Origin of the sequence: Algoriphagus lacus, from assembly GCF_003583985.1 — a bacterium.
Lineage (GTDB): Bacteria > Bacteroidota > Bacteroidia > Cytophagales > Cyclobacteriaceae > Algoriphagus > Algoriphagus lacus.
In genome coordinates this window covers 131,683-144,291 of record NZ_QXML01000010.1, presented here as the reverse complement: position 1 = coordinate 144,291, position 12,609 = coordinate 131,683, and the positions used below count along the sequence as shown (strand labels likewise).

The 12,609-nt window shown below is 44.0% G+C and carries 7 protein-coding genes; 3 read left to right on the top strand and 4 right to left on the bottom strand.

Going from position 1 to position 12,609, the window contains the following annotated elements; all coding sequences use genetic code 11:
• Positions 1 to 518: 518 nt before the first annotated feature.
• The 4 genes from D0X99_RS17460 to D0X99_RS17445 form a co-directional block, all read right to left on the bottom strand.
• Positions 519 to 2,072 (bottom strand): alpha-amylase family glycosyl hydrolase, encoded by a 1,554-nt coding sequence (locus D0X99_RS17460; RefSeq protein ID WP_119479154.1) that lies wholly within the window; start codon positions 2,070 to 2,072, stop codon positions 519 to 521.
• Between the two features lie 91 nt (positions 2,073 to 2,163).
• Positions 2,164 to 3,225: a class II fructose-bisphosphate aldolase gene (gene fbaA, locus D0X99_RS17455; RefSeq protein ID WP_119479144.1), complete on the bottom strand. Its 1,062-nt coding sequence runs from the start codon at positions 3,223 to 3,225 to the stop codon at positions 2,164 to 2,166.
• Positions 3,226 to 3,243: 18 nt separating this feature from the next.
• Entirely contained in the window at positions 3,244 to 6,045 is a 2,802-nt protein-coding gene (locus tag D0X99_RS17450) for an alpha-amylase family glycosyl hydrolase (protein ID WP_119479143.1), read from the bottom strand.
• A 92-nt stretch (positions 6,046 to 6,137) separates the two neighbouring features.
• Positions 6,138 to 7,175: a SusE domain-containing protein gene (locus tag D0X99_RS17445; RefSeq protein WP_119479142.1), complete on the bottom strand. Its 1,038-nt coding sequence runs from the start codon at positions 7,173 to 7,175 to the stop codon at positions 6,138 to 6,140.
• A 345-nt stretch (positions 7,176 to 7,520) separates the two neighbouring features.
• Here D0X99_RS17445 and D0X99_RS17440 point away from each other — a divergent pair, with 345 nt between their 5' ends.
• The 3 genes from D0X99_RS17440 to D0X99_RS17430 all read left to right on the top strand — a co-directional run bounded on the left by D0X99_RS17440 (position 7,521) and on the right by D0X99_RS17430 (position 12,545).
• The gene (locus tag D0X99_RS17440) at positions 7,521 to 8,549 is read left to right on the top strand and encodes a LacI family DNA-binding transcriptional regulator (RefSeq protein WP_119479141.1); all 1,029 of its coding nucleotides are present in this window, start codon (positions 7,521 to 7,523) and stop codon (positions 8,547 to 8,549) included.
• A 205-nt stretch (positions 8,550 to 8,754) separates the two neighbouring features.
• Positions 8,755 to 11,184 (top strand): glycoside hydrolase family 31 protein, encoded by a 2,430-nt coding sequence (locus D0X99_RS17435; RefSeq protein WP_119479140.1) that lies wholly within the window; start codon positions 8,755 to 8,757, stop codon positions 11,182 to 11,184.
• A 35-nt stretch (positions 11,185 to 11,219) separates the two neighbouring features.
• Entirely contained in the window at positions 11,220 to 12,545 is a 1,326-nt protein-coding gene (locus D0X99_RS17430; protein WP_233553751.1) for an MFS transporter, read from the top strand.
• The last annotated feature ends 64 nt before the right edge of the window (positions 12,546 to 12,609 follow it).

Here is a 12,609-nt window from a genome sequence, read left to right as displayed (position 1 = left end):
ATAAAAACAAAGACCTCTTAACCAGAATTTCTCTGAACTCAACAGGATTTCGGTTCCAATGTCACCGTTCAACACCTTGTCAATATGATCATCATCTTTAAATAAATATTTCAACCAAAAATAATATCTATCAATAGTTAAGATTAATTTTTTCATTACATTATTATCAATTTTTATCTATAAAATTACCTATTCTATCAGTAAGGAAAGTACCGGTGAACATTTGTGTACCTAAATCTACGACACCGTATCCCCCCCTAGGCGTAGTCTCCACTCTGGGTGTAGTCAAATCAACGTTGGGACTGGGTGGGATTTGCAATTCCACCCTAATATCCTTACCAATTTGCAATTGGCTATATTTCTTTAACCCTAGTATCATAAGCAAATTGCAAATTTGTTTGTATAAAAAGGTGTAGATGCAATCTACACCTAGTCCCAATCAACCCTTTTCTACACCCAGAAGGGGATCCGAAATGGATCCTTTTTGCATTTTTAGCCTTGTTGTTTTCCCAAATAGATCAATCCTTCAAGAAAACCATACTGGAATTACCCTTGAGCTGAAGCGTTCCGGAACTGTTTTTTCCTTCTCCCAAGTAAAAAATTACCTCTTCAAATCCATCAGGCAAAGCCAATTCAACTTCCTCCTTGCCTACATTGTGGACCACAAAGATTTCCTGCTCACCGGACTTTCTGAAGTAAGCCATCACGCTCGAAGGTAGCTCCTCAACCGGAAGTTCCAATGAACCAATCGCCAAAGCTGGATAGGAATTGCGTAGCGTAATCAGGTTTTTGTAATGGTTAAAATAGCTGTTTGGATCCTTCCGTTGGACCTCAAGCGAGGTTACAGTTGAGTCCTTGCTGTATTTGGGTTTGATCCATTGGGTTCGGCCGCTGTCTTTCTTTTTTTCATCCCAAAGGAATGGCTCACGGATGTGTTCATCCGGCTTGAGGCCGAGCATCCCGATCTCTTCCCCATAATACAGATACGGAGCTCCCGGCATGGTCAGGAGAATTGAAATCGCCTGCTTGTATTTGGCTGGGTCGGAACCCAGTTCATTGAGAATTCTTGGCTGATCATGATTGGAGGAAAAAGTAGCATCAATGAAGCTTGGCGTGATTCCCTGATAAAAGTCCAAAATTTCCTTTTGCTTCCTGGCCAACAGCATTCCGTTTTCGGTATTCATCGTCTCCAAGAGGGTGTAATGAAAGTCAAAATTGAACAAGGCCGGTAACCCCGGTAAGTATGGGGCAACGATTTCCTTTTTGTCGTAGACTTCTCCTACCAGATACACATCGGGTTTGATGGCTTCCATTTTGGCCCGAAACTCCTTCCAAAATGCATGATTGTCCAAAGGTCGATCATCCGGAAAAATATGCTTGGCAGCATCCAATCTGAATCCATCCACTCCTACTTCTTCCAACCAAAACCGACCGATCTCATAGATTTCTTCCCTGACTTTTGGATTATCAAAGTTTAGGTCGGGCATTCCACCCCAGAAAAACCCATAGTAAAAATCCTTTCCCTGCCCCGGATCGTGCCACTGTCGGATGTTGTCCGAGTCGAGTGTGATGGTCTTCTTGTTTAAGAAATCGGCAATCGTGTCTTTTTGGGCCCAGACGTAATAATCCCGATACGGATTGTCGCGACCGGATTTCGCTTCCAAAAACCAAGGATGCTCGTTGCTGGTGTGATTGATGATCATGTCGATCACAATCTTGATGTCCCGCTTGTGAGCTTCCTCGATTAACTTTTTGAAATCCTCCATGGTGCCATAATCCGGGTGAACCGCCTTATAATCCGTCACATCATACTTGTGGTAAGTGGGTGAAGGCATAATCGGCATAAACCAGATCGCATTGGCGCCCAACTCCTTCACATAATCCAGCTTTTGGGTGACTCCGTTGAAATCCCCAATGCTGTCTCCATTGGAATCATAAAAGGATTGAACAAAAATCTCATAAGTCACGCCGGCCTGAGGCCAGTAGTTTTTGACTTCTGGAGTCGCCTTTTTTTCACAGGAAGAAAAAGCTGCAAGTGCCAAAATGGAGGTGGTTAGAATGGATTTTTTCATAGAATATTTGGGAAATGGATTCAGTTGCCAATCATTTGTGAAAAAAAAAGTCACCCGAAAGTGACTTTTCATTTCAGAACTGATAATCTGCTTAATTTCTACCTACTGCATTCAGCATGTCAAAAGCGAGCTCGAGACGCTTCACGAAGTTCTCCTCTCCCTTTCTCAACCAGTTGCGTGGGTCGTAATATTTCTTGTTTGGACTGTCCGGACCTTCAGGGTTTCCGAGCTGACTTTGCAGATACCCCTCGTTTTTCTTGTAGAAATTGAGGATGCCTTCCCACATCGCCCACTGCATATCGGTATCGATGTTCATTTTGATCGAACCGTAGCTGTTTGCTTCGCGAATTTCCTCCAGAGAGGAACCGGAACCACCATGGAATACGAAATTCAACGGCTTTCCACTAGTCCCGAACTTTTGGTTTACGAAATCCTGGGAATTCTTAAGGATGATGGGCTTCAAGCTAACGTTGCCTGGCTTATACACACCGTGAACATTACCAAAAGAAGCAGCAATCGTAAACAGATCACCGATTTTCTTCAGATGCTCATAAGCATAAGCAACTTCGGATGGCTGCGTGTACAATCTGGAAGAATCCACATCGGAGTTATCTACGCCGTCTTCTTCACCACCAGTCACCCCAAGTTCGATCTCGATAGCCATATCCAGCTTGGTGAATTCGGTAAAGTACTTGGCAGAAATCTCCACGTTCTCATGAAGTGGCTCTTCGGAAAGATCCAGCATGTGAGAACTGAAAAGTGGTCGCTTGTGAGTGGCATAATAGGCCTTACCTGCTTCCAACAACCCGTCAATCCAAGGCAACAACTTCAAAGCAGCGTGATCGGTGTGCAAAATCACAGGAACTCCATAAGCTTCAGCCATTAGGTGTACATGGTGTGCACCGGAGATTCCCCCGGCAATACTCGCCTGCTGCTTGTCGTTTGGAAGGCTTTTTCCGGCGAAAAACTGAGCTCCTCCATTGGAAAACTGAATGATCACAGGGGAATTCACTTTCTTGGCAGTTTCCAAAACAGCATTCACTGAATTGGTTCCAATCACATTGACTGCAGGATAAGCAAATTCATTCTCCTTTGCATACGCATAAAGGTCTCTGAGTTCTTCCCCGTATTTAACTCCAGGTTTAAATTTCATAGTTTGAGTTAGGTTTGGTTATTCTTTGATAAAGCGCTGATGAAGTACACGCTTGGTATCGAAAGCTTCAAAGATATAAATCCCTGCCTGAATTCCCGATAAATCAAAATCTAAAATCTGCTCTCCACGATCAGTTTGCCCATCGAAAACCACCCTTCCGGCCATATCCACCACCCTATAATTTGCCTGAATCATATCTCCGGGAAGCTCAACGGTGAGGCTTGATGAGGCCGGTACTGGATACACTTTGAAGTTGCCTTCCGGTAAGACCTCCGGAATGGAAGTCACAAAATCCTCCTGCAAGATGCCATCTTCGGGAGCTGGCAGTTTTTTGCTGGTATAAATCACAAATTCATTCGGTCTGAAATTGACAGTCAAGGTGGTACCTGAAACGGTAATTTCATCCCCTGTAAAGTAATTGTACCACTTCCCGGATTTGGGAAAGGAAACAGACACATTTCCTGCAGTGCTCAGCGTAAAGTTCCCATGGATAACCACGTCCATATCCGGATGCTCCAGAAGAATGGATTTGACACTCGCACTTAGATTTAAGGTTGCTTTTACAGGTGTATTGAAGGCTTTATGTTCCTTTTTTAATTTGATCATCTGTTGGTAGAGCTTGAATAGGCGCTCACGCTGAGGATTATCCAAGTATTCCCATTTGGTTGGTTTGATCGCCAATCGGTCGTTGTTCAGCTCTTGGTCGTAGCCAAATTCCCCAAATTGCCAGACCATTTTTGGGCCTGGGATTCCCATATAAAATGCCGTCAACAATTGGTTTCGGTTTACGGCATTTTCAAGATTTTTCAGGTTGATGGGTGAAGTCGCCCCGAAGTTGAGCGTTTCCCACATCACCCGCTCCTCGTCATGTGATTCTTGGTAAGCGATCAGTCCGTTTTTATTCCATCCTCGTGATTTGTAATAGGCATAGTCAAAATTCTTGTTTTGGCCTTTTGCCATTTCCCGGAAATCAAAATTGATATTTCCCCAAAGCATCATTCCATAGTCTGCCAATTCTTTTTCTTCCTCATTGGCTGCCAAATGTTCCAAAATCACATAAGCATCCGGATGATTAGCCTTGATCCGATCGTAAATGTGTTTCCAGATTTTTATTCTTGATGGGTCATATTGGGACCAGGTGTTGACATTACTTCCGGAATTGACTTGCGTAAAACCTTTTGAAAGGTCAAACCGGAAACCGTCAACTTTATATTCGGTAAGCCAGTAATTGTTGACCGAATCCACAAAAGCCTTGGTGTAGGTACTCTCGTGGTTAAAGTCATAGCCCACATTGAAAGGGTGTTTGGCAACCCGGTTGAACCAGGGATTGTCCTCGGTAGGTGATCCGTAATCTCCATCATTGAAAAGCCTTACCATTGGATTTTGACCAAAAGCATGATTCAAGACCATGTCCAGAATTACCACAATCCCACGACCGTGAGCTTCATCGATCAGTCGCTTGAGATCATTTTTAGTTCCGTAATATTTGTCCGGAGCAAAGAAAAATGAGGGATTATAACCCCAGGAAAGATTGCCTTCAAATTCACCTATTGGCATCAGTTCGATGGCATTTATTCCCAAATCCTTCAGGTAATCCAAACGCTCAATTACTGCATTGAATGTTCTTCGATTGTCAAAGTCCCGAACCAAAAGCTCATAAACAACCAATTCTTCGGGTTTCGGCTTGGTGTAGCTAAGGTTTTTCCAAGCATAGGAATCCTGAGCGGTTTGAAGATAGGTTGCCTGAAATTCCGTTTTTCCCGTAGGATAAGGTTTGAGCCCAGGATAGCGGTTTTGGGTAATGATCTCCTGATCGCCGAATGGATCTGAGGTTTTGTCCGCATAGGGATCACCAATCCGGATATCACCGTCCACCAGGTATTGAAAAATATACTCTTGTTTAGGAACCAGGTTTGAAACTTTCAGCCAGAAAATTTCTTTGTCCGGTGTCCTCTTCATTTGGAATTGAGGCAAAACTTGCCAATCGGTAAAATCTCCTATCACATGGGCGATTCGTTTTCCAGGAGCCTGAAGTGCTAAAATCACCTCAGAATCAGATAGGTAATTGATGCCCAGTTTTGCTCCTGCCGGTAAAGGAGCTGTTTCTGAAGGAGCAAAAACAAGGATATTAACCGACTGCGAGTCCTCCTGCGTGCCTTTCTTTGCTTTGACAGTCAGGGTAAAATTTCCCGAAGTACTTGCTGTAAAGTTGTAAGTAATTTCTTGTGCGTTTGGGGCTTCGGCTACCTTGACCCCGTCCAGCTCAAAACTCAAATCAGCAGCCTCTGACGAGGCCGCTTTGAATTCAAAACTCTCACCCTGGTCAAGCGAAACTGAACTTGTAGCCTGAGGTGCCGTAAAAGCGACATCAAACCCTTGTGCTAAGTCAACAAAAAAATCGGTGTTGGTACTGGTCTTCCCCTCCTTGCTTCCGTCTGCATTTCTAAAAACCATCCCCAATCGGTAAATGGTCAGGTTGTTAGGATTGTTGAAAAAGGTGTTTGGGGTTAATTCAAAGGTGTAGAGATTTGCCTGTCCTGTGACTTTGGTCATTTTGGCAGCTGGGTTGGTGGTGCCCCATTGGAAAGGCACAATCGTCCAAGTAGTGGAACTGGGTCCGCCAGTCACTGCACCGATATGGATGTACACATCGCAATTGCAATCCTTCAGGCCAGTTGTTCCCTTGGACGCGTCATAAATTATTTTGACTGCCCCTCCTGCATTGGGAACAGCAGGATCTGTGGTAACCTGAGCATCGACCTCCCGCAGAAGGAAAAGTCCGGAAATTAGAAAAATGAAAAAGGGTAGTTTTTTGAGCATTTTGGGGATTTTTAAAGAACTAACCGGTCATCGGAAGAAGTTCCGAATGACCGGTTAAGTCTATTTATTGATTCAAAAACCGAAAAACCGGTTTAATTTTTTGTGAGGGTATACGTGGCAATTCCTTCAGGTCCGAAATATAAGGTAATGGTGTAATTACCATCCTGAGCTACTGCAATATTAGCTCCACCGGCTGTCAGTTCACCATTACTTCCTCCGTAATTGTTATCCCAGTTGTTGTTTGCTCTGAATTTGAATTCCCCTGCTTTTAGGTTTGTAGTGATTTTCAACGAATTTGTCACCTTGTCAAAAGCGTTCATTGGAGTATCCGCATCCCAACCACCAGCAGTTGCACTACCCACAATTCCCCATCTTTTCACTGCTCCGATGGTATAGGTTTTTGCAGCCAAGTCCACATTGATTTCATAAGTACCGTCGGCTGCCACTTTGATGTTGTCTCCTCCTGCATCCAGTTTGTTGTCAGCACCGGTATCACCGTAATTGACATCCCAGCTTGGACCTTCGGTCAATTTGAACTCTCTGGAACCACCGATGATGTGAACAAGTCCTTTGAATTTGTTGTCGAAATTTTCGGAATAAAGCACAGTCATGGCATTAGTCGGATCCCAACCCTGATAATCACCTGGAACATGCATCACCGGAAATGCCACTGTTGCATCGTAGGGAGTCACTTTCAAAGTAGCTGTTGCACCAATGAGCGGAAACAAGCCGATGTTGATGGTAGATTTTACACGGAACTCCACATTGGAGGCCACTTCATAGGCAAGACCTTTTGCCAACAAAGCCTCGTTGAATTCGGCAACATTTACCTCGATGATGTTGGACTCTGATTCACCAAGCTTTACTGGTGCTGCGAAATTTGCTCCTGGCAAATCCATCTGAAGCTCATATTTGACAGTTCCGGTAGTTCCAAAATCTGCAGCAGTTACGGTGAAGGCGATTACCTCCTCCTCAGCTCCATCCTTTTCAAGAACAATAGCTGAACCTGCCGCTGGACTGGAAAGGGTAGACCCGGTCTGGGGAATGATCGGAGGCATGTCATAGGTGTCACATGCAAAGAGTGCTGGTATGACCGCAGCCACCCATCCAAGTTGTCGAAGTACTTTCATAGATTTTGAGTTTGATTGAATTGATATTTAATTATTGAAATAGTGAAATTTTTTCTTGGTTAGATCAAACCGATTGTTCTATCCGAAGGGAAAATCTGGAAGGATTCTGACCATTTTTTGGAAAACATAGGCCCGTAATTGGGATCATGCAAGAGGAGACATCAGACATAAAAAGAAAAATTTAATGCAGACGATTGCGGCAACGTTTGCATATCAAAATATTTTTTGACCGTTAATCCCCTATTTTTCAATATTTTGAAAAAATTGACCTAAACTCGATTGCGCTGAGTCTAAATGCGATATTTAAATCCTCTTATATTTAATTCTGGGAATAGTTAAATTTTTATGAAGCTAGAACAAGCCACTATCAAAGACATCGCCAAGGAACTCAATGTCTCCACATCCACAGTTTCCAGGGCGCTAAAAGACTACCCCGGAATAAGCCTGGAGACCAAAAGAAAAGTGAAGGAACTGGCAGATAAAATGAATTATCGCCCTAATGCCATCGCTCTTTCTCTTCGCAAAAGCCGCTCCTACACCATTGGAGTGATCATTCCCGAGGTGGTGCATTTCTTTTTCTCTACGGTCATCAGCGGTATTGAAGAAGTGGCAAACTCCAGAGGCTACAATGTTATCTTGACCCAAACCAATGAAAAACTTGCCCGGGAAAAAACAAGCATTGCCACCATGCTTGCCAATCAAATCGATGGAGTCTTAGTCAGCTATTCCAAGGAAACCACCAACTTTGACCACTTTTCCAACCTTTTGGACAAGGGATTCCCTATTGTATTTTTCGACCGAGTACCGGAAATCGCTGAATCCATCAATGTGATCGTGGATGATTACAGTGGAGCCTATGAAGCTACCAAACATTTGATTCAACAGGGGTACAGGAAAATTGTACACCTTTCCGGTCCAAGCAACCTGAAAATCTCCAAAGAAAGAGCGCGTGGATACCAAGATGCCCTCATCAACCATGGATTATCCATCGATCCGAACCTAATCGTGGAATGCACCAAGGGAACGGACGATGAAGCACAAAAAATCGCCTCAGAAATCATTGACACGTACCCTGTCAAACCGGATGCATTTTTTGCCCATAATGATATGGCCGCAGTCGGTGCCATGTTGGCCTGCAAAGCAGCTGGTCTAAAGGTCCCTGAACAAGTAGGAATTGTGGGATTCAGTAACTGGCAATTCTGTTCCATGATCGATCCAAGCCTCACTTCCGTTGCCCAGCCGGGATTCAGGATTGGGGCTAAAGCCACCGAAATACTTCTGGATTTGATTGAAAAAAAGGTCAGTCCGGATGACTTCAAATCGTCGGTAGTTTTAGAAACAGAGCTTTTGGTGAGAAAATCATCAGTTCGGTGAGCGAAAGAGTAAAAAATTCCAAGTTATTTTCGAATCCGATCGCAATCGATTGAATAGGTCCAATTTTTCTAAAAACGGCCCTTTTCACTTTTGAATGGTATTATTTCAGCTTCAAAAGGCCTTCAAGCCAAATTTTTATTTTAGGATTCGTTTTTAATTTAGCGAGGCTCCCTGTGGGAATTTCAATTAAAAAACCATGAATCACATGACCTCGTTTCCCAAACTATCACGCAATTCCTCCCGTCATCAGGGTTTTGGAGAAGTTAAGGAATGGCAATCCACGGCGAATGGATTGCAGGGAAAAAGCGACCTAGCCAACTTTAGGATTACCATTTACCACGGTGGAATTATACGAGTCCAGGCAAGTAAGTTTGAATATTTTGAGTCCAATCCTTACTCGGTTATTGTTCAACCTGAAAAAGTCGAATTCAAACTGATCGAGGAAAAAGGACAAGTTCATCTTACAACGCCTCAGGTAAAAATGACCTTGGATTTAAACGCTTTCAGGCTTTCATTCTTTGACCTAGATGGAAATCTACTCAATGCGGATGATTCGCTTGGCATTTCCTGGATTGGATCTGAAGTGGCAGCTTACAAGGAAGTCCAAAAAGATGAAAAATTCATTGGTTTGGGGGAGAAAACGGGAAATCTCAATCGTTTCGGAAAAGCCTATACCAACTGGAATACTGACTATTTCGCCTATGGAGTGGGCGATGATCCGCTTTATATGAGCATTCCTTTTTACATGGGAGTCCATGATAAAGGTGCTTACGGAATCTTTTTTGACAACACCCACAAATCAGTATTCAATTTTGGTGCTTCCACCAATCGCTTCATCTATTTCAGCGCTGAGGATGGAGATATGGATTATTACTTCATCCACCAACCTAACCTAGCTGGAATCATCTCTTCCTATACCTGGCTTACAGGACGGATGCAAATGCCTCCGAAATGGGCTCTTGGGTATCAGCAATGCCGCTACTCCTACTATCCGGATTCCGAAGTCTATGCCGTAGCACAAGGATTCAGGGATAAGAAAATGCCAGCTGACGTGATTTACCTGGACATTCATCACATGGAGGCGTACAAGGTATTCACCTTTGATGGGGAAAAGTTTACTGATCCCAAAGCCATGATTTCAAGATTAAAAGAAAAAGGCTTCAAAGTAGTCGTCATCATGGATCCCGGAATCAAGACTCAAAAAGGGTATTTGCCTTTTGAAGAAGGCTTGGAAAAAGACTTATTCGTAAAATATCCGGACGGAAAAACCTACGAAGCGCAGGTGTGGCCGGGATGGTGCGCTTTTCCTGATTTTACCAAAGCTGAGACAAGATCTTGGTGGGCCGAAAAAATGGCATTTTATACCGAAGCCGGTGTGGATGGGTTTTGGACAGACATGAACGAGCCGGCTTCTTGGGGTCAGTTCACACCAAATCTGATCGAGTTTGAATATGAAGGTGAAAAAGCCAGCCATCGAAAAGCTCGAAATATCTATGGGATGCAGATGGCAAGAAGTGCTCAGGAAGGATCTGCCTTTCAAAATCCGGACAAAAGACCTTTTGTATTGACCCGTTCGGGATTTGCCGGAATTCAGCGCTATGCTGCTGCGTGGACAGGTGACAACGTCGCTTCCGAGGAACACATGCTCGCTGGAATTCGACTGGTCAACAGTCTGGGATTAAGTGGAATCTCTTTCTCCGGATACGATGTGGGAGGGTTTGCAGGTGAGGCGAGCAAGTCATTGTTTGCACGGTGGATGAGCATCGGAGCCTTTGCACCTTTCTACCGTGCGCATTCCATGATTAACAGCAACGATGCCGAGCCTTGGGCTTTTGGAGAAGAGACGGAGGAGATCAGCCGAAATTATATGCAGCTGAGATACAGATTATTGCCCACCCTTTACAGTAAGTTTTACTCCAGCACACAAACTGGTCTTCCTTTGGCTGAAAGTTTGGCTGTGCAATACTCCTCGGATCAGCATGTTTATTTGTCTGCTTTCCAAAACCAATACTTGTTTTGCGATTCCTTCCTGGTAGCCCCAGTGGAAAGCACAAAAGAAATCACCAAAGTATACCTGCCCAAGGGTGAATGGTATTACCTCTTTTCTGACCAAAAAGTCAAAGGAAATCAAGCTGTTTATCAGGACTGCCCGCTGAATTACCTGCCGGTCTATGTAAAAGGTGGACAGCTTTTCACCATGCAATCAGATGTGGAATTCACCGGAGGAAGCCATGACGGAGTTCTCAGAATCCATGTTTATCAGGGTCATCAAGGTTCGGAATACCTCCATTATGAAGATGCAGGAGAAGGATTGGAGTACCTTTCCGGACAATTTTTGAAACGGAAAATCAGCTACAATCCATCAACCGAAACATTGAAGTTTGAAGCGTCTGAGGGAAATTACCCCAGCGAATTCAAAAAACTTAAAATCTATTTCCATGGATTTTCCACTGAATCTGTTTTAATCGATGGAAAAAAGCGAAGCTTCCTTTCTGAAGATTTTGCTTTCCTTGGTAAACTCACAGAATTTGATCCTCTTCCGGAGCATGATCATCCCTATTTCGAAATCAAAAATCTTCCTTATTTGGAATGCGACCATCTACCTGAAGCCTTTGAAATCACAGGACTGAACTAATAACCCACCCGATTGCCCAACCTAATCAACCCAAAATGACTGATTTTAAAAAGAATTTGAGCTTCTGGAACATCTGGAACATGAGTTTTGGATTCCTGGGAATTCAATTTGGATTCGCCCTTCAGGGTGGGTTTATGTCCCGAATTTTCCAAACCTTAGGCGCAGACAAGGATGCTATTCCTTTTCTTTGGATCGCTGCTCCCTTGACTGGGCTTCTGGTCCAACCGATTGTCGGGTATCTCAGTGACCGCACCTGGCATCCCAAATTTGGAAGAAGGAAGCCTTTCTTTTTTATTGGGGCAGTCCTGAGTACGGTGGCGCTATTTTTTGCCCCCTACTCTTCGGCACTTTGGATGGCTGCAGGAGCATTATGGATTTTGGATGCATCAATAAATATCTCCATGGAGCCCTTCCGTGCTTTAGTTGCGGATAAACTTCCGGATTCTCAGCGTTCGTATGGATTTGTGGTACAGACGCTCATTATCGGCATTGGAACCTGGGTGGCCTCCAACCTGCCTTGGATGATGACTCAATTGGGAGTGCCCAACACGGCTCCCGAGGGAGTAGTGCCGGATTCGGTAAAGTACGCCTTTGCAATAGGAGCCTTTGTGCTTTTCACTTCCATTCTATACACCATTTTGACCACGGATGAATATCCACCAGAGGACATGGATGCTTTTGAAAAGGAAAAAGCAGAGAAAAAAGGTTTTTTCAGTGGGTTTGGAGAGATCGTAAAGAACATCTCTGAAATGCCGACTGTGATGAAGCAACTCGGGGTGGTTCAGTTTTTCTCATGGTTTGCATTTTTCACCATGTGGAGCTTTGCAACGCCGGCCATTACGGAACATATTTTTGGTGCGACAGACACCACTTCGGTGGAGTACAACAACGCTGCTGACAGTGTGGGAAGTTATTTGGGAACGTATGGTTTGGTCTCCATGTTTTTCTCACTTATTCTGGCATTTGTAGCTTCCAAAATCAAAATCAACCGTAAACTCCTCCATCTCCTAAGCTTGATTGCCGGTGGATTGGGATTCATTCTGATTTATTACATCTCCGAGCCTTGGATGTTGCACATTTGCTTCTCCTTGGTAGGAATTGCCTGGGCAAGTATCCTCTCCATGCCTTATGCCATGCTTTCCAGCTCGGTGGAACCAAAGAAAATGGGGCTTTACATGGGGATTTTCAACATGTTTATTGTAATTCCACAAATCGTCGCAGCCTTGGGAGGAGTCAATTTTCTGTACAAAATCCTTTTTGGTGAAGCGGTAATTAACACCATGCTGTTGGCCGGAACACTCCTAATTTTGGCCGGTCTTTCCAATCTACTGATCACCGACCGCAAAGCCACTCACGACTAAATCCTGCTATGTGAAAAATAAGCCGATTCCGTTTGGGATCGGCTTTTTACATTTACGTCAAATC

What these genes read in the sequence shown, in the direction of transcription:
- D0X99_RS17430 (WP_233553751.1), top strand. Translation starts at nt 11,220, where the DNA reads ATGACTGATTTTAAAAAGAATTTGAGCTTCTGGAACATCTGGAACATG.
- D0X99_RS17435 (WP_119479140.1), top strand. Translation starts at nt 8,755, where the DNA reads ATGACCTCGTTTCCCAAACTATCACGCAATTCCTCCCGTCATCAGGGT.
- D0X99_RS17460 (WP_119479154.1), bottom strand. Translation starts at nt 2,072, where the DNA reads ATGAAAAAATCCATTCTAACCACCTCCATTTTGGCACTTGCAGCTTTT.
- fbaA (WP_119479144.1), bottom strand. Translation starts at nt 3,225, where the DNA reads ATGAAATTTAAACCTGGAGTTAAATACGGGGAAGAACTCAGAGACCTT.
- D0X99_RS17445 (WP_119479142.1), bottom strand. Translation starts at nt 7,175, where the DNA reads ATGAAAGTACTTCGACAACTTGGATGGGTGGCTGCGGTCATACCAGCA.
- D0X99_RS17440 (WP_119479141.1), top strand. Translation starts at nt 7,521, where the DNA reads ATGAAGCTAGAACAAGCCACTATCAAAGACATCGCCAAGGAACTCAAT.
- D0X99_RS17450 (WP_119479143.1), bottom strand. Translation starts at nt 6,045, where the DNA reads ATGCTCAAAAAACTACCCTTTTTCATTTTTCTAATTTCCGGACTTTTC.